Raw genomic sequence first — 19,121 nt, 5'->3', positions numbered from 1 at the left:
AAAGGAGGCCCGCAGGCTTCCTTTTTTCCATCAGGCATTTTCTCTGAAAAAATTCTGTAAAATCAACCGCTATTCTCCGTCTGCCTACAGACTGCTCAGTTCATCCATCATCGCCGGGCGGTTTCTGTATTTTTCCTTCCAGTCCGCGAGGATGTCACTGACAATTCTGGAACCGCCCTTGATTTTCTTCATTCTGCGCAGAAGGCCGGCGATCTCCTGGTAGGTTTTCCGGTTGCTGGTGCGGAACGCCATCTTTTCCAGTTCTTCCCGGTATTTATCCAGCAGTTGCTCCGGATATTCTGCCTTCAGGACGTCTTCATATCTCTCCAGTTGATAGAGCGCCGGACTTCTCAGTACGGAAGACAGCAGCCTGTCATAGAGACCTTCCTCTTTATACAACTCATTCACATCCGTGTATCTGGGAAGCGCCTGGAATATCTTTTCCCTTTCCTGTGTCCATTCCTCTTCTGCGTACTGTGCTTTCAGCTCTTTGTATACCTTCAGTTCTCCTGGACGGTATCGAAGCACCAGATCCCAAAGCTGCTTTACATAAGCGTCCTGGTCTCCCTGCAGAAGATAAATTTCCTTCTTCTTGTCTGCGTAATCTGCGAGAAGCCCGGCATACTCTTTATCCAGAACAAGGCTTTCATCCAGAGCTTCCAGCGCCAGATCATAATCCTTCGCCTTCATGCACAGGTCTATATAATATCTTCTCACAGAGGAATTTTCCCAGTGCTGCCGGCAGAACTTTTCCATGTCAGTGCGGCTGGCTTTCTGCTGCTCCAGCAGGTTCAGATATTTCAGAGCCCATTTTCCGACAGCGTAGCTTCTGCTCCAGTCGGATTCCGATTTTTCCGCCTTATCCAGCATGTCTTCCACAAAGGAAAGCTTCTGCGGCATATATTCTTTTTCTGAAAAACCTTCCATCAGAATCCGCTCGATGTATTCTTCCAGATAATCAATCACGCTGCCGTCCAGATGCTCTGTAAACCACTGGAACATTTTCCGCTTTTCGTCCGCGCCGGCCTGCTCCAGCAATTTTGTCCAAAGATCATAAATTTCATCCGCCAGTATTCCGGTACCGCCGTCGGAATCATCCATGTCTACTTCGCCAATAAGCACAAAGATATGATTCATCAGTTGAAACGCGCTCCTGTAATGTCTGTTATCCATCATGCGTTTCACGTCATTATCCAGAATTTCGCCCAGTTCCATTATAAACCTGCCCGTCCGATGGTATTCAATATATCCATTTCTTCCAAGATAGCTTCGGACAATCCTGTCTACCTGTCTGGTATAAGATCTTACATCTTCTTCCTGTTCTCCGCCGCAGACGGCGCTGTAAAACCGTAACAGAGTCTTTTCATTTTCTGCCAGAGCAGACACCAGATAAGATTTTACAATGGAAATATCAGCTTGTTCCACCAGGGCCTGAATGGCGTCCTGCTTTTTTCGGAACGCCTCTGCCGTATGTGCCTGGATGAACAGGGCGCTCTCATCCTGCTCATATTCCTGCCGGGCATCTTCCCATTCATATAAGACAGCCGCCATGTGCTTGCAGTTCCTTCCATCTTCTGCATAGGGACAGGAGCAGTACATGTCTGTGATTTCCCCGTTCTCCAGAGAAATCTCCACTTCATAGTCTTCCGTGCCGCTTACGTCAGCCCGGACGAGCTCTTCTGAAATATCCAGATTTTCTACTGCGTCCATGCAGTAATAATTGTATCCCCGTTCCAGGATATGTTTTGCGAATCGTGATTTCCAGTTCATGATGTTTCGGCTCCTGTAGTTCTTTCATTCTTTGATATAAGGGTGCCATTATTATCAAAACCTATTTTCCGGATAATGAATATGGCTGAAGATTAAATTGCTTCATCAGGCGTTCAACCACTTTTTCTGGCGAGTCACCATCTATATTCAGCTTATTTGTGATCTTTGAAAAAGCTTTCCTGTAATATGTGATATCTTTTTTGATCTCCCCAAGATAGTGAGAGGCATGAGCGTCTCTGTATTTATCATCCTTATATACCTGATCATTCTCATCACTGAACACAAGGCGGCTGAATATGTGCTCCGGCGCGTCCTGCAGTTCGACTGCCAGCACGTCGTCTCGCTGCAGATATTTATGAAACCAGCGGGAGTAATACATTGGCGTGACCGCTATGACCTTGTTTTCCGGACGGGGGACCAGATTTTCCAGAATCTTACCACGGATTTTATCACGTTCATATGGCCAGACTGTATTCACAAACTCCTCCAGCGTGATATGCAGACAGGATTTTACTTCCTCATCCATATCGTAAAATTTATATCCCAATTTGCCGGCCAGCAGCCGGCCTGTCGTAGTTTTCCCAACGTTGGATATGCCAAAGAGAAGAATATTCATTTCGGATCTCCTGTACTATGCGGCTTGCTGATCTTTATTCCCACGGGCAGCGAGCCAAGCGGGCGCGATCGCGCGTCCATTTGGCGAGCGCCGCGAGGGTCAAATACCCCACAGCTCTGCTGCGCTAACTATTTTCCTGCCTCGTCAGTTTGCTGTGGGGTGTTTGACTTCCAGTCACTGATGCCGTACTTTTCGAGTATAGATTTTGCATATTCTTTTCCTGTTTCTGTGATGTACACGCTTTTTGTCCGGGAAGGATGATTTCCCTGCCGGATATAATCCTTTTCGTCCAGAAAATTCAATACATCGAAATCGTATCCTTTCCAGGCGTAAAAGTCATTTGCATTGGAAAACCTATCCCGCTCGCAGAATTTTGACAAATAGATCAGTGCCATAGTCAGTTCTTTCATAGCCTGTTTTGCGTTCGTATATTCCATATTTCACTCCCTTTCATATACTGCTATTCGCTGATACAGCGGGTAAACAACTCTTTTCTTTATAAATGGATATTATTATTGTATCGTGTGAACAGAGACAGGTCAATGCGAAATCTGCTGGTTTATTATCTGTATTCGACCATTTTGTAATAGGAAACAGAGATTTTATCTCCGTCATTGCATTGAAATCTCTGTCATTTTAAAGTAAAATAAAGTAGATATCATTCGGCTGTTTGATTATAAAAAGGAGCAAAAAATGCACAGTAAAAAATGGAGAACATTCGACAGGCTGACAGAGAAATGCTACGATAATCTGATTGCTTCAGAAAAAGACGGAAGCTGCTGGCAGCAGGCATTTGAACTTTTGAAAGAAATTATCAGAGAAGAACGGCAGGAGAATCCTTCCAGTATGTCTGAGCTGGAACTGGTGGACGATGCTACAGATTATGAACACGATGTGCAGGGATGGCTCGAGGATTGCCTGGATGAGATGGATATGCGGAAGGACTATGAGACACTGCTGAGGATGTGCGACGATCTGCTTAAGATGTTTGGCTGGCCTGAATACTCCGGTTCGGACATTAAGTTTCTGAAGGTATCCGCATTGGGGGAGCTTGGCAGGAACAGGGAGGCAGTGGAATACTGCAGGAAGTGGATCCAGAAGGAGCCGGAGAATGTCGTGGCTTCTACGGCCGGAGTCTATGCGTTTATCAGAACAAAAGAATATGAGGAAGCAGAAAAGCTGGCCGCCGGGTTTATTCTGAATCCCACAGAATGCACGGAAGAAAATGAGCTCATGTTTACTGCAGCGTCGAAGCTGTATGAAGCAATGGGACGAAAAAAGGAAAAGCAGCAGACTGACAGGGCGATAAAGGAATACGGGGAGCGTCTGGAGGCAGAACTTGCAGATTTTGATATGGATGACGAGGATGAGTATTCTTTTGGAGACTGGGATGACGACGATCTTCCGTTTTAGGACTGAAACGGTTTTTAGATCTGGTTCGTGCACAAAGATGCGGAAGGGGGATGTCTGTTTGCTTGCATATTTCACAGCGAAGCAGGGAGTAAGAGACACACCCGATGTCATGGAGAAATACAGGAAAGGGATATTTGCCGGCGAAAGGAACTGAGCATGACAGATTCGATTGCTGGAAGCAGTAATTTTTGAAAATTTTCGAAGCTTTTTGAGAGCAGTGACAGCAGTTAGGTTGAGAAAATTAATGATGCTCTGGCGTAATTCAATCATACAAATGGTTGTTGATTATTTTTGTATTTGGTGTCCCTTTTTCGACTTGTAATGAACGAGTTCCATTGTTTATAGTAAAAGAAAGCACACCGTTTAGAATGGAATCAGCGTACTGCTATTTTAGAATAGACGCGCCGCTGATTTTGGAATGGACGTACTGGTCGGCCGGAATTTACAAGAAGAAGCGGGTAAGTGAGTGTAAAAAACATGAATGATGGTTTTTTATATGAAGGAAACGATTTATAATCTGCTGAGATATGATAAAAGTAAGAGGAGGAATGATGCATGCAGGTATATAAAGAACTGAGTTTTGTTGGAGGCAAACCGGAATTGGATAAACTGGCAAGAGATATATACAATGTATTTCCGGCGGATTGGGTTAAGCCTAAAAGCAATCAGATGCTGAAAGATTATATTCTTGCAGATTATATCGGGAAACAAGCTCCTCATGCAGAGGTATCAATTTACTATGGAAAAGATACATGGCGTGAAGGATATGTCAAAGTCTGCAATATTGTTCCACTACAAAAAAATCAGCTGACAATTGATGAATATAATCAGTTGCTTGACTTGTTTTATAATGATATAGCCAGGGTGTATGGTGAAACACATGATGACATTAAAGTTGTCGGACCATCATCTGGTCAGTTTAATCCGCTTGATTATATCTCTGAAGAAGCATTAAAGAAATTGACTCTTTTTTGTAACGCTGCAAATAAATCTACCGGTTCATCGCATCCTTGTGATGAAGAACGCTGGTTTGATTTTATTTGTCAAACAGTGGATGATGGTAAAATATTTGATTATGATACCTTGTTTAAATTTTTACAGGATGAGGAGTATTGGGGAAAGAAAGAAAAAGGATTTTCAGGTGTAATTGGACAGTTTGCATGGAATGAAGAAAATGCGGAAGAATTAGCATCTGAGTATGATAACTATGTTCGAATTCTTCAGTACTATAAAAATACAAGACTGGGAAGACTGGTAGAATAGATGGGCATGTTGGATGTTATTTTAACAATTATTAATGTGCTCCTTGCAATCGTATCCGGTCTAGGAGCATATAAGTCAGTTAAGTACTTTCAAAAAAGTAAGAACCTTACAATTTTTGCACAGATAAACAAAGCATTAGTTGAAATACAGAAGATGTTAATAAAGCTACCGGAAGCATTATCTGCTTCAAGTTTTTCGAGACGAAAGAGAAAAGGGTTTAGTTTATACAATACATTGTGTGATATTGGACAGGAACTCAATGCAAGTTTGAATGAAATTAATTCGAACATACCGGCAGATTATTCAGAACAGATTCGGCAATTGCAGAATAAGGATGACTTTAATTTGCAAGCCTACATCAATTCGTATATTAGCGGTGATGCCGTAAAAGACGATGGAATTGATTCAGAAGATTTCAATTTTTGTCAGGCGAGGCTTTTGGAGATGCAAGAGTATCTGAAAAAAGTGGCGTTGGAAACAGAGGAAAAACTGAAATAAAAACAGTGTTGCGCCCCACTGAACACCAGGAGTTTTACACGGCATATTTTGAGGGGACACGAAAGCCCAGACCAATGCGACGGCCATCCGGAAAAGCCTGGAGATATTTAAAAACGGCGGAATGATGAGCCTATGTATCTGCAGCGGTGGAGGCATGGGGTGAGGAGAAGAGCATAACAAAGAAGGGGTTCTATATTTGATTGTCCTCAATAATGAAAACGTGATAGCTATTGAAAAAAGTTCTTCCAACGCCCTTTGCAAAAGCTGTAAGGTGCTGATGCAGGGACTTTATCTCAATCCGATAAGTCAGGGAGTAAGAAGCGCGGTTTTGCTGGACTGCGCCCCCTCAGAAACACGTCATCTCCATGAGTTTGGCATGGTTACGGGGATGACGGAAAGTATAAAAAGAGATCTGGGAGAAACAACCCGCTTTACCTTTGCGGGACTGGATGATGAGTTGAATCTGATCCATAATCTTACGAATATCATCACCAGAGCGAAGGTCCCAGAGATGAGAGCTTCCAGCGACGGCTCATAATCCTTCGCTTTCATGCACAGATCTATGTAATATCTCCTCACAGAGGAATTATCCCAGTGCTGCCGGCAGAACTTTTCCATGTCAGTGATTTTACTGCTCGTTATCCATATTCCGTCTGTTTGTAATCTTTGCAAAAAGTTTTTTACCGTTCAAAACTGCTCAGGGTATCGCGGGGTATTGTTATTTTAAGGAAAATGGGATATAATAAGTGGACTGTGTGAAAGGAGAAAAGTCATGAATTTAGAGAAATTCATTGAGAAAAATGCGCCCAGAAACCGGATTGCATTGCTTGTTATCATAGATATTTTTCTGATCACCCTGTCCGGATTCCTGGCGTTATATATCCGTTATGATTTCCGATTCAGTCAGATGGATATGAGATATGTGGACTATGAGATCCTGTATCTTCCGGTGAATCTTGTGGTGACGCTGCTGTTGTTTGTACTGTTTAAGCTGTATCGAAGCGTCTGGCGTTTTGCCAGTTCGACAGAGCTTCTGAACGTAATAGGGGCCTGTTCCGGCAGTATCATTCTGCAGATTATCGGCATGGGGATTCTGGAAATGCGTATGCCGGTCAGCTATTACCTGATGAAATATGTGCTGCTGATCGTCGGTGTGGGCGCTCTACGCTTTGCCTACCGGATTCTGCGGATGCTGCAGGAAAAGCGGCTGTTCGGAGGCGAGAAGCAGAAAAAAAATACCATGATTGTAGGCGGCGGAGAAGCCGGAGCTATGATTATCAAAGAATTCCAGAACAGCGATTATCTGAATCAGAGAGTCTGCTGTGTGATCGATGACAACGTATCAAAGCAGGGAAAATATCTGCGCGGTATTAAAATCATGGGCGGGCGGCAGGATATCATTCGTCTTGCAAAGGAACTTAAGATCGACGAGATCATTGTGGCGATGCCCTCTGCTCCGCAGTCTGAGATCCGGGATATTCTGAATATCTGCAAGGAGACAGGCTGCGAAATGAAGGTGCTGCCCGGTCTTTACCAGATGATCCGGGGAGAAGTCAGCATCTCCAAGCTGAGGAAGGTGGAGATCGAGGACCTGCTGGGCCGCGAGCCCATCCGTATCCGTCTGGATGAGATTATGGATTATGTGTCCGGCAAGGTGGTGCTTGTGACAGGCGGAGGCGGTTCCATCGGAAGCGAGCTCTGCCGGCAGGTGGCGGCACACGATCCAAAGCAGCTGATCATTTTTGATATTTATGAAAATAACGCCTACGATATTCAGCAGGAGCTGAAACGGAAATTTCCGGAGCTCAATCTGGTGGTTCTGATCGGTTCCGTGCGCAACACGCACCGCATCAATTCCGTGTTTGAAAAGTACCGTCCGGATATCGTCTACCACGCGGCTGCGCACAAGCATGTGCCGCTGATGGAGGACAGCCCCAACGAGTCCATTAAAAACAATGTGTTTGGAACCTACAAGACAGCCATGGCTGCCGATCGGTACGGTACGAAGCGGTTTGTGCTGATTTCCACAGACAAGGCGGTAAATCCTACAAATATCATGGGAGCTTCCAAGCGTATCTGTGAAATGGTGATTCAGATGATGAACCGTCATTCAAAGACAGAATTTGTGGCGGTACGATTCGGAAACGTGCTGGGAAGCAATGGAAGTGTGATTCCGCTTTTCAAGAAACAGATAGAAAAGGGAGGTCCCGTGACGGTAACCCATCCGGATATCATCCGCTACTTTATGACAATTCCGGAGGCGGTGTCTCTGGTTCTTCAGGCGGGCGCTCTTGCCAAAGGCGGGGAGATTTTTGTTCTGGACATGGGAGAGCCTGTAAAGATTCTCGATCTGGCGGAAAATCTGATCCGTCTTTCCGGGTACAAGCCCTATGAGGACATCGATATTGAGTTTACAGGCTTACGTCCCGGGGAAAAATTATACGAAGAGCTTCTGATGAGCGAGGAGGGCCTGCAGGAGACATCGAACAAGCTGATCCACATCGGAAAGCCCATTGAGTTTGACGAGGAGAAATTCCGGAAGCAGCTGGACGCTCTTAAGAAAATGGCGGATCAGGATTCTGATTCTATCCGACAGATGGTGCAGGAAATTGTGCCTACCTATACGATAAAGAAATAATTGGGAAACGATAAGGGCGGAGGAGTCCTTATCATTTGTAGCGAGAGGTGACTTTATGTTACCTCTTTTGTTATATTAATCGTAATCAGTAAGGCAGGGTCTGAGCATTGCGGACAGACTGCGGAAGCTCAGGAATAATAATGATTGACAATAGGAAATAGAAAAAATACAATGATAGAGGAGAGAGGATTTCCAGAAAGAGGGCATTTTGGAGGTATTGTCAGATAAATGTTAAAAGAAAATATAGATAAAATCGTAAGATACTGCAGGCAGTATCAGGCGCATGGATATATGATGGATGAGCGCAATTTAAATGACGGGTTTAATGTAGAGCTGCCAGAGGAAAAATTCATACGCCAAAATATCGAAAAGCTTCATCTGATACTTTTTACGGGAGAAGCAGGTGACGGAAAAACCCGGATTATGCGGAATCTCAAAGAAGTATTTGTAAAATATGAATTTCATGATTTGTGTATTGATTTTTCTGCATTAACAGCAGCGGAAAAAGAACAGTTAATAAAGAAAATACGGGCTGTACTGAGCGGAGAAGCTAAGGATAAAATGGTAGTAGCGGCCAACATAGGAGCATTTACGCAGGCAGTACTAAAATTTGATCTGTCTTTGATGGAAGAATTGACAAAGAAACGAGAAGATGTTTATTTGTGCAATTTTGAGAATCGTAATCTGGCGGAAAATGAAGATGTTTTTCAAAAAATTGTAGAAGATTTTCTGGCAGGCGACGGGAAAGAGAGTATTGTCTGCAAAAATTATTCCTGCATTCATTATGAAAAATGTGGCTTCCGGGAAAATATCCATAAGGTATTATCGGCTCCCGGCCGGGAAGCATTGCGTGCAATCTGTAATGCCATATATCTGACAGGAGGGCATCTTACCTTCCGCGAACTGTTGTCGCTGATTTCCTATATGGTTACATTTGGTCAGGACTGTGAAGAGCGGAGACGATATATTGAGGCAGGGGGAGAAGAAGAGAAGATAAAGTATTATCAGATATTTGAGCCAAAAGCAGATGCGCTTCTGGAAAAGGTCAGCAGGATGGATCCGGCGTTGAAAAAGGGGAGTTGTCCAAAAGAAATCGACACGAAAGAAAAGTATATTAATTACAGAAGAAAAAATTATTTCGAAGCACAGGTAAATTACTATGAAATGCTGAATGTGGATTACCTGGTGCCTTTCTATCAGGTCTTAAAGTATATGAATACTCCGCCGTACCATTATGATACTATACAGGACAAAAACCTGGTTTTACAAAGCCTGAAAAAAGGAATTAACAAAATGAGCAGCCAGGGAAAGAGCGATACGGGACTGGTTGTCACAGATACACCTGTAATTCTAGGAACTCAGATCCGGACGGAGTTTATGGTCATGCAGGATATCAATATGATATGGCATAAATACGATATCGAAGACAGTAAAGCGGGCCAGGAAACAGGGAAATTTTGGAATAAATTTTATCTAAGCTACCGTTCTCCTAAGGATCGCAGACTGATAAGCCTGCTGATTGATTATCAGCAGTTTCGATATCTGATGCTGTGCAGCGAAGATTATTTTGTGAACAGAAATGAACTGACAGTAGAAGAACATGCAGTCAATACTTTTTACCGGAAAATTCTGCAGGAAAGGGAGCAGGTGTATGATTCTATTTTGATTCGGTTTGATAATAAAGAGGATGGGACCTGTGATTTTTCGCTGACAGTGCATGAAAGCGAGGACTTTTTTACAGGGGAAAAGACACGGTCAGTCCGGATACGTAAGGAAGACTGAGAGGAGTGCTTTGGAAAATGGCAGACAGAAGAGAAATAGCAAATGAAGGCCTGGCGGCATATGTGGGAATCACTGCTCCGGAGACACCCAGGTTTTTGTTGGCGAATAATTTTCTGCTTGAGTATTTTGAGCCTTTCGGAAAGGCAGAGCAGGAATATAATTATGAGACATGTATAGCAATGGAGACTTTGTACACAGAAGATGAAAAAAACGAACGCCAGCTGCGTTATTCCTTTGATCGGTTCCTGAGAAAATATCTGGGTGAGGACAGCATTCGCGAGGGAAACAGCCGGTTGAATAGAAACAGGCATTATTATTTTCCTGTTACACAAAACATGTTGGCGAGCAGTACTCCTACACTGCGGCATATGTTGTTCTATCTGCAGAATATTGGAAAAAATTTTGATTTTAAGAAAACCCAGGCTCTTTTGGAACAATATATTTTTCAGGACGATACAGGGATTAATCATATCTTTCGGATTTTGTTCCAAAATCAAGAGGAAAAAAGTCGGTTAAAGAGCGGGGTCGATAAAAAAGCTGTAGATAGTTTTTGGAGTATGCTCGAGTCTGCGGAACGTGGCAGGATGGTTAAGCTTGGTGGACAGTTAAACGGGGATCTGGAAACGCTGCTGACACATCGGTACTTTTGTGGGCTGGATTTTTACCGTCGTTATAATTATCTGGCGGTACTGCTGACAAGCTATGTGATTCAGTATATCGTATGCAGAGCAGGAAGTTCTGCCTGTATTCTCTGCCAGGGAGCGCCGATAGACAGCAGACTGAATGGAGCTGTCCACAGGGCGAGCTGTAATAATTATGCGAATATTCGCAAGTTGTTCCCTAAATTGCTTACAGATTTTTACAAAGATGCTATTACAAAGAATCCTGAGAACGAAATTTTAAGAATCAGAGCTTCCGAACAGGAGATTTACATTAACAATAAAGAGTTCAACGCTTTTTTTCGGGAAAATAATCTGGCAAGAAAGACAAACCTTCATTATGAAGACATCCGGAAGACCTTTGAACTGGGAGAAGGAGAAGAAAGAAAGTTGTCTGTAGAGGAGTTGGTTATGCGGTATATTGATCTGACAGGGAGCAGAAGAGGGTCAACACTTACTAAAATATCTTCGACACTGCCCACCAGCGGCAGGCAGATAGACATGATTTTTCCGAGAAATCGTTCTAGGCAGAAATATTTTGCCATGTCTGAGACGCTGTCAGAATTTTACGTGAGGCTGTACCTGGCCAGGAAGAATCAGAAGTATGATTACCTGGATAATTTTATAGAAGATCTGCAGAACAGATACAGGATTGTGATTAAAAAATCTGCGGAAGGGGAAAAAATGCTGAGATCAATGCGTATTACTCTGAACGCTCAGGAGTATGCGAAGAATCAGGCGGCATTTATTGATGTACTCAATAATATTAATTGTCTGATTAAATTATCAGACAGTGGTTACGTAGTGACTCTCCCGGAAGAGAAAGGGGCTTTTAAACTTATATGACAGGGATGGAGGAAAGAAATCTACAGCAGCTGTTTGTACGCTATCTGAAGAGATATATAAAAGAACTGACAGAGGGCAGGCAGGAGTTTTTTCTTTCTATCTGCGATATGGAAGAAGGGCTTCTGGACAGCCTAGATGATAACATGTCTGAGGAATACGTTACGATCGTCATAAATAAAAAGGATTACTCCGAAGCAGTGAGGCTGCGGAACGACTTTGAGATAAAAAGGATTGTTCTGATGTCGGGAGAAGGAGTGCAGCAAATTGATTCTCTGAAGGATTTTAATGAGTATTCCGTGTGTGCAGAGGACAAAAATATATTCTGGCCATGTATTGAGGATGCCTTTCAAATTGAGATCAGCAGGGATATCCGGGATTTTCTGGATATTTTGCTGCGGGAGGGACCAGCTTCTTTTCTGGAGTTCTTTCGGTATCTTTATTCTTGTATTGACGCAGGGCAGATAAAAGTACAGAAACTGAACAGAAATCTGTCAAGCTTGGGAATCTGGCACAGCGAAGAAAGAAGACTTCTCACAAAAGGCAGAATCCGCAGCATGATAAAAAAGTCAAAAGAGGATGTAGTGGAACGGCAGCTAACCAGGGCGCTGATGAGCGGAAGAACAGAAGCCTGGGGAAAATCGAAAGGGGTTATTGAGAGCAGCCTTGCAAAGGGAGAGATAAAAAAGATTATAGAAAAAGTTCCTTACAGTAAAGTGGAAGAGTCTCTGAAGGGGATTACGAGAGATGGTAACGCTGAATTATCCCGCATAGAAGAGACGGCAGAGGACGACGAGATTTATAGCTGCTCTTATGAATACAAAATGCGGGAACAGTCTGAGGAAGCAATTGAAGAAATTGAGACTCTGTGGCTGAAAGAAAGGGAGGAAGAAGAAGGAGAACCAGGATTGAACTGGAGTATCTATAATATTCCGGAAGATAATATACGCCACAGGCAGATACAGGAATTGAAAAAGCGGATTGCTGCTATGAATCTGCCGGAGAATAAAATTGAACTTTTTCAGAAAAAATTTTCTGAATTTGTAGAAATATTTGAACAGGCACTTCCTGAAGTGAAAAAGTATACCCCCATTTGTCTGCATGGATTTTGTAATAAAGCAGAAGCCTATACGCAAAAGTATTTTGAACTGCTTTCTTATATTCTGTCAGAAAGGATGCTGTGTCAGGAATTACTAAACTCTGAGATTATATCCCGCCTGGAGACCCTTTTTTGTAAAATTGATGAAACAAAAATTTCAATGCCTTTTTACCATCCGGTCAATGTGGTATATTACACTGGTCTGAAAAGGATGTATGAATATATAGGCGGGCAGAAACTGGACCAGAAGATTCGAAACCTGGAACAGACAATATTTTATGCGTTGCTGAAAAAACAGAGCATGCAGTTTCCAATTGAGTTTATAAGTGGAAATAACAGACTGTATGCCCTTGACTATACTACAGTCTGGAATAAAGGAAAGGTGGAATTTACAGATGCCAGGGCAGAGGTGACCTATTCAGCGCTGGATTTCAGAGTAATAGAAAAGCAAATTACAGGATATCTCAGCAGGAATCCGCTGGCTACAGAGATAACCATTGCGCTGGTAGAGATTAGCAATCTTAACGGACTGCCGCAGACTGTGGAAAAAATTCTCCATATGTCACGAATGGATCGATATAATATAGGAAGAGTAAATTTCTGGATTCTGTCTTCCAAAGAAGAGCTTTTGAAAAAGCAGCTTTCTCAGATGTGGGATACCCTGGGTACAGAAGAGAAGGTTCGTTTTCGGTTTGGAAGAAACCAGTTTTATGGGGAAAAGGGGTATGATGTCAGAGCGATCATAGCGGAAGCTGATATGACAGTGTTTGCGGACAGTTCAGTTCTGTACTACGAATCACGTATGGAGCAGCTCAGAGAAGGTGCCAATCCTCTGAGAAATCGTCTGATGGAAATCAATATCCGGGAACAGATAGAACACTATTATATATATGGCGAGTCAGACATAGCTGTTTTATGGGATACGCTGCAGCATGCGGAGCGGAGCAGGGAAGAAGGTTTCTGGTTTTGGAAAAGCCAGGAGATAAATGGCGAGGTTCTGGCATATATTAATCAGGCAGTTTCAGAAAAACAGAACTGTACTATAGTTGTGCTCAGTTCCAACGATAATATTTTGAATGAAATTCACAATAGCCGGTACATTCAAGCTCACAGACGGAAATACAATGGAAAAAATATTACAGTGATAAACTTTGCAAAAGAGAATATGACATGGAAGCTACCTCTGGATGATAAGGCCAGTATTTCCTATTCTTTGTCTGAATTTTATGATACATCTCTGGATATTGAGAATATTGCTTATTTCCTTTCAGAAGAGATTAAAGATATCACAATGGAATTATACTGGAAGGATGTACAATTCCACTGTATCATTACATTGTACAGAGAAGAAAGCGGAGAAGAAGACGGTCAGGAAGAATGTGATACTTGGATTCACTGGCAGTTTGAAGAACTGTTTGGGAAGAAAAATGTTCTGGGCAGATATTTCAGTGAATTGTGGATGAATCAGTGGGTGGAAGGAGCGCGCAGTGTTCCGGCTGCACTTATGGCAGGAAGGCTGCGAAAAGGAGCTCATATAGAAGTATTCTATGATGAAAAGAACGTATCAGAGCTGAAAAGGGAAATCATTCCGGAAGAAGACTGTATGGAGGCAGTAAAAATACAGGAAATTCTTAGTTTTGCAGATAAAAAAGCTGCTATTGACAGCCGGACGGTTCAGGAATTCCGCGAAAGGTATGATGTGGAACTTCTGGATCGTATTCTGGGATGCGATCAGGGAGAGGAACTTCTGGAAACGGAACTTTATCAAAAACTGCTGGAAATACAAAAGAAAATCGGAGAGGAATAGCGGAATGGACAAAAAGAGCAAAGTAATCTTTGTAAATTCTTTTAAGGGAGGAGCAGGAAAAACCACGCTTGCCTTGATGTATTGTATCAATCATGTTTTTTATCAGAAAGGACAGTATGAAAATGTGATATATATGGATCTGGACGTACTGGGAACGGGGACCTGTTATCTTTTCGGCGAGGGTCGTTTGACAGAGGAGAATTGCTTCGAAAAAACGGGGAAACCAGTAGAAATAGAACTGAAACTGGGGGATGAAACAGGGAGCATCTATATCGCCCACTTGAATCCGGAATTAAAAAATAAATCTGTATTTGGTACAGAATATTTTATAAATCATCAGAGGCTGGCAGAGGAATTCCTGAAAAACAAAATACTCCAGTTTATGAAAGAGCAGATACGAAAAGTACCGGGAACTTTGCTTGTGCTGGACTGTGCACCTGGATTTTCAAGTATGGAGCAGGCACTCCTGCAGGAATGTTATTATCTGATGCTGCAGGGAAAGGTAGAAGTAGATGAGGAGTATGTCACAACGCTGGATTCTACCCATATGCAGAAATGCATTCAATGCCTGAACGGAATTGCGTCTGGAATCCCGGTTGCCATGGAGTATAGAAATATAAATATAGTTATTAATGATCTGCAAAATTATTCCGGCTACGTGGACGAGGTAGAACCGGGAACACTTGAAGAAAAATGGAAAGATATTGTCAGCAAAATATGCAGAAATATCCATGACAGCCGGGTCACAATCAGAAAATGGAAATATTCTCAGGAATTTGCGCAGCAGAGTATCTATGGAAGTGAATGCGCAGTGGAGAATCATCCGGAATGGTATATTTTTACAGATGAGAATTATCAGACTGTTTACCAGACGAAAGACAAGGAGATGAGAGGTTAGAAGAGAAAGGTGTAAAGTGATATGAAAAGAAACAAAGAATTTCTGATCAATGATGCGGAGATGTACCAGTATTTTGAACAGCTGCTCTATGGAGAAGAAACAGAGCTTTTGAAGAGATGGAAGGTGAAGCAGGATGAGCTGGAATATGGCCTGACTGAGCGCAATGTTTCAAAACTGATTGGAACAAAAGAATTGCTATATGGAGAAGAGGATGCGGAAAGACAGATCTGTCTTCTGGAAACACTGGAAAAATTTCTGCATGAATATATAGGAATAAAGGGACTGGAAGAGCTTTTCATTAATAACTATGGTGAAATTGAAAACAGTATATTTCTGGAGCATGACGCGGCAGGCAATTCCAGAAACATACGGGAACACGCAAAACATCAGATGAAAAATGCCTATCTGGGCTCAGTTCTTCTGCTGGAATGCGGATATCTCCCAGATATGGCAAAGAAAATTTATCAGGAGCAGAGTCCGATTACCCGGCGTTTAGCGCGTGAAGCGAGATGTCTTTTGAAGAAAGCGGAAGAAAAAGAAGTGCTAAAGAAACTGGAGGAGTTGTGCTATAAAATATTTATGGTTTCTTCCCTGCTGCATGATATAGGATATCCACTGGCTTATTATCTGCGTTCCGCAAAACAGATGACAGAGTATCCGCCGTACCTGAAAATTTTGTGTCCGACGGTAAAGGCAGAATTTGCAGATATCAAGTCCAGTCTTTTAGACAGCTGGCTGTTCCGTTATGTGGATGCAAAAAAGATTCAGGAGAAATATGCGGTAGATGATCATGGGGTATTGTCGGCTTTAAGCCTGCTTATGCACTTTTATCACAATGGGAAGATTTATTTTCTCGAACCGGAAGAAAGGTGCATTATTGAGATGACGGCAGTAGCTATTTATCACCATACAGATCGGTTTCCTGAGGGAATGCGGATGGTGTATCTGACAGATCCGGTTTCTTATATGGTAAGACTCTGTGATGACATGCAGGAGTGGAACCGTTTTAAGATTCTTATAAATGAAAAGCATAATTTTCTGCAATGTGGGCAGTGCGGCAGGCTGATAAAGGAAAAGAATGGGTTCTACCAGTGTAAATGTGGGCAGAGTTATGAAAAAGTGACTATGATTCAGAACCGCAAGCTTAATTATATTTGTCTGTGCGATGAATTGGAGATTGAGAAACGAGAGAAAAGCGTAAACATTTTGGCAAAATTCCATTTTTTAAAACAACTGGAGATTCTGCTGGATGATTATAGCTGTATTGTCAAAACTGCAGGCGATATGGAAAAAATCCAGAAGATGCTCGAAGGGCAATCCCTCTTTCCAAAGATGAAAGTGGACTATTTTGTGTCTAATAATCCTGTCGAAATCATTAAACGAATGATTCAGGACAGCGGAAAGACAGAAGAGCAGATAAACACTTGGATGGAACAGGAGCTATCAGGCGAAAGACAGCAGGCATTCCGCGAGTTTTGGGATGATTTTAAAACAAAAAAGGAAGAGAATCCCTTTGGAAAGATAAAAGAAAAGAATCAGCTTAAATATGAGAAAATGGCACAGGAGTATGTGCTGACATATTACGGACAGGTATATAGTCTTTATCAAATGTTATATACGGTAAAATAATAGAATGCCGGACTTGTGTATAAGGGCGGTAGATTTATGGCAATAATAAAATTTATATATTAAATCTGCCAGGCTGTTATTTCAACAGCAATCGAACTATGCTATAATAATTTCAAATAATGATTGGTACAGGATTAGAGAAAGATAAGACGAACATAGATAAAAGAGATAATATGGTAAATATTTATATGGGTTCGTAATATATTATAAAGAATGAGATGAAGCATGGCGAAACTGGATTTTAAAAAAGTAACAAAAGATACAGTCGCGAATGATGATTTTGATTGTGGTATAGAATCAATTAATGAGTATGTGAAGGATTCTTATTACCCTTCACTTGCGCAACATGCGTATACATATTGCATTATTGGTGAAGGAAAGACCTTGGGGTATATACAATTTTTATTTAGAGATGTTGAACTGGAGTATTTTCCTGACGATATATCAGATATAGATACGGGTGTAAAGGAAAACATGTTGTCAGCAATTCACATCAGATTTATTGCAATAAAAAAGAAATATCAAAAAAGGAAAATTGGGACAGCTGCATTAGACATCCAGAAGAATTACAGGCTTATATTGAAGAAATGTATGAAGGCTTAATATAAAGGAGGTAGATTATGAGAAATGGCAGAATTGGAACTTTGCATTTGACAGGCGAAGATGCTGCGAGCTTTGTACACTCATTTTTTTGTCCATCTGTTGAAGAAATCAGAGAACGTGAAGTTATACGAGCAAGAAGAAGCGAGCAAGTGAATGTAAAAAGCACGCAAGATGGTTTCATAGGAGATGCTGCTGATTTGGATTTGTCGTTTTTAAAGGAGGAGTTAAGGGAAGAACGGGTGAGTGTCACAGTTACGGTGTCTGTTAAAGTGCAAACAAATGACTTTTGCTCTGTAAGTGAGAGTTCCTTACCCCAGATGGTTACGCAAATGTTTGTTCCTGCTTCAAAGACAGAATTTACATCCTGCAATACAAATGAAATAGCGCAAATAGCTGCTTAGTGAGGTTGATATGGAAAGTATGTTTCAGTTTACCAACCCGGCTTTAACCGGGTTAGAATTTGGATTGAATGAGGGATTTAACAGCAAAGAAAATAAAGAAGTACAAATTCAGATTAATATGTCTGTATCTGTAAATAGGAATGAAAGCAGAAATGAAGCAGAGGTAACTCTCAAGATTGAACTTGGTGAAAAGAGTTCTGAAATGCCATTTTTTATTACTGCTTTGGAAGCTGCAAGATTTAGATGGGGAGAAGAAATGGAGGAAGCCCTGGTAAATAAGTTATTAAATCAAAATGCGCCTTCATTGCTTTTGTCATATGTCAGGCCGATTGTAACTCAAATTACAGCAGCATCGCCATTTGGTGCGTATAACATACCATTTATTAACTTTACACATAAAAAGTAAATGAATTTATCAAACTCAACACGACATTGCTCAAAAGTACAGGAAGAATTTCGGAGTATTTCTCGCTGGAGGACTGAAAAAGAAATTAAGACTGCTTTCGGGAAAATCGAAGAGGAAACACTATAAAATGTAATAATAAAAAGAAATTTTACGCAGAGATATCGCCTAAAGGATGTTGCGGGCGGTATCTCTGTAATTTTATTCCTGTTGAAGAGGAAATAGGAAAAGGGGCAGAAAGAAGAAATTCAGAGAATAAGTTTTGTTTCAATATTTATTTGCAAAGGTTAAAAGTTGAGGTATGATAATAATCAGGTGCGAGCTGTGAAATCAGCCTAGCTGATTTCCCCTGGCAAGCGGAGGAAACTCTGCAAGCCCTGGTAAGCTGATAACAATACTGTAGGAAAATCCTATCAGGTAAGGTCTAGCCAACCGCCTGTACCGAGTCCTTGGAACCGAAGCGGTAACGCCAGGCTTAAGCGTAGGACAGCAGGGAGCAGCAGAGCCGAAACGAAAGTGAAATGATTGAGCTGGGAAATTATCATGAGGTTGGATATGGTCGATGTGTTCTGTTTCACAGCAGACAATACTGTCATGACCGGCAGGGTGAATATTACGGTGCGGCGGAGCCGCCAGTCCGGTGTGGCGTGAGCCACCTGTCCGGACTAACGGAGCCACGGTTGATAGTTACTCAGCTTGAGCAGGATCCAGACCATAGACCTCTCTCATGGAAAGGTCTTTCGATGGATCGATGCTCTCAATGTTAATCTTATATGAATCGTAAGAAATACGATCCATG

At 42.0% G+C, this 19,121-nt stretch carries 16 protein-coding genes; 13 read left to right on the top strand and 3 right to left on the bottom strand.

Annotated elements, in window-relative coordinates; genetic code table 11:
* Positions 1–84: 84 nt before the first annotated feature.
* From B5E82_RS14275 to B5E82_RS14265, 3 genes are all read right to left on the bottom strand, one after another.
* On the bottom strand, positions 85–1,770 hold the full coding sequence (locus B5E82_RS14275; RefSeq protein ID WP_087308225.1) for an SWIM zinc finger family protein: 1,686 nt from the start codon (positions 1,768–1,770) through the stop codon (positions 85–87).
* Positions 1,771–1,831: 61 nt separating this feature from the next.
* Positions 1,832–2,386: a shikimate kinase gene (locus B5E82_RS14270; RefSeq protein ID WP_087308224.1), complete on the bottom strand. Its 555-nt coding sequence runs from the start codon at positions 2,384–2,386 to the stop codon at positions 1,832–1,834.
* 128 nt (positions 2,387–2,514) lie between these two features.
* Positions 2,515–2,823 (bottom strand): DUF6429 family protein, encoded by a 309-nt coding sequence (locus B5E82_RS14265; RefSeq protein ID WP_087308223.1) that lies wholly within the window; start codon positions 2,821–2,823, stop codon positions 2,515–2,517.
* A gap of 256 nt (positions 2,824–3,079) precedes the next feature.
* On the opposite strand from B5E82_RS14265, the gene B5E82_RS14260 reads away from it, so the two are divergent.
* The 13 genes from B5E82_RS14260 to B5E82_RS14200 all read left to right on the top strand — a co-directional run bounded on the left by B5E82_RS14260 (position 3,080) and on the right by B5E82_RS14200 (position 18,325).
* Positions 3,080–3,799 (top strand): tetratricopeptide repeat protein, encoded by a 720-nt coding sequence (locus B5E82_RS14260; RefSeq protein WP_242966332.1) that lies wholly within the window; start codon positions 3,080–3,082, stop codon positions 3,797–3,799.
* A gap of 555 nt (positions 3,800–4,354) precedes the next feature.
* Positions 4,355–5,062 carry a hypothetical protein gene (locus tag B5E82_RS14255; protein ID WP_087308222.1) on the top strand — a complete coding sequence of 236 codons (708 nt, stop codon included), beginning with the start codon at positions 4,355–4,357 and terminating at the stop codon, positions 5,060–5,062.
* Positions 5,063–5,560, top strand: a complete 498-nt coding sequence (locus B5E82_RS14250; RefSeq protein ID WP_087308221.1) for a hypothetical protein — start codon at positions 5,063–5,065, stop codon at positions 5,558–5,560.
* Between the two features lie 196 nt (positions 5,561–5,756).
* Positions 5,757–6,098: a hypothetical protein gene (locus B5E82_RS14245; RefSeq protein ID WP_087308220.1), complete on the top strand. Its 342-nt coding sequence runs from the start codon at positions 5,757–5,759 to the stop codon at positions 6,096–6,098.
* A 234-nt stretch (positions 6,099–6,332) separates the two neighbouring features.
* A complete protein-coding gene (locus B5E82_RS14240) occupies positions 6,333–8,198 on the top strand; it encodes a polysaccharide biosynthesis protein (protein ID WP_087308219.1) in 1,866 nt (621 codons plus the stop codon).
* 228 nt (positions 8,199–8,426) lie between these two features.
* Positions 8,427–9,980: a hypothetical protein gene (locus B5E82_RS14235; RefSeq protein WP_087308218.1), complete on the top strand. Its 1,554-nt coding sequence runs from the start codon at positions 8,427–8,429 to the stop codon at positions 9,978–9,980.
* Positions 9,981–10,564: 584 nt separating this feature from the next.
* Positions 10,565–11,485: a hypothetical protein gene (locus B5E82_RS17980; RefSeq protein ID WP_140393154.1), complete on the top strand. Its 921-nt coding sequence runs from the start codon at positions 10,565–10,567 to the stop codon at positions 11,483–11,485.
* A complete protein-coding gene (locus tag B5E82_RS14225; RefSeq protein ID WP_087308216.1) occupies positions 11,482–14,388 on the top strand; it encodes a hypothetical protein in 2,907 nt (968 codons plus the stop codon). Before B5E82_RS17980 ends, B5E82_RS14225 begins: the two co-directional genes overlap by 4 nt.
* Positions 14,389–14,392: 4 nt before the next feature.
* On the top strand, positions 14,393–15,286 hold the full coding sequence (locus B5E82_RS14220; protein WP_087308215.1) for a hypothetical protein: 894 nt from the start codon (positions 14,393–14,395) through the stop codon (positions 15,284–15,286).
* A gap of 21 nt (positions 15,287–15,307) precedes the next feature.
* Positions 15,308–16,915 carry a hypothetical protein gene (locus tag B5E82_RS14215; protein ID WP_087308214.1) on the top strand — a complete coding sequence of 536 codons (1,608 nt, stop codon included), beginning with the start codon at positions 15,308–15,310 and terminating at the stop codon, positions 16,913–16,915.
* 225 nt (positions 16,916–17,140) lie between these two features.
* Positions 17,141–17,518 (top strand): hypothetical protein, encoded by a 378-nt coding sequence (locus tag B5E82_RS14210; protein WP_087308213.1) that lies wholly within the window; start codon positions 17,141–17,143, stop codon positions 17,516–17,518.
* A gap of 17 nt (positions 17,519–17,535) precedes the next feature.
* Positions 17,536–17,919 (top strand): hypothetical protein, encoded by a 384-nt coding sequence (locus tag B5E82_RS14205; RefSeq protein ID WP_087308212.1) that lies wholly within the window; start codon positions 17,536–17,538, stop codon positions 17,917–17,919.
* A 10-nt stretch (positions 17,920–17,929) separates the two neighbouring features.
* A complete protein-coding gene (locus B5E82_RS14200) occupies positions 17,930–18,325 on the top strand; it encodes a protein-export chaperone SecB (protein ID WP_087308211.1) in 396 nt (131 codons plus the stop codon).
* Positions 18,326–19,121: the final 796 nt, after the last annotated feature.

The sequence above is a fragment of the Lachnoclostridium sp. An138 genome (genome assembly GCF_002160765.1).
GTDB lineage: Bacteria > Bacillota > Clostridia > Lachnospirales > Lachnospiraceae > Laedolimicola > Laedolimicola faecalis.
This window is presented reverse-complemented; position numbering and strand designations above follow the sequence as displayed.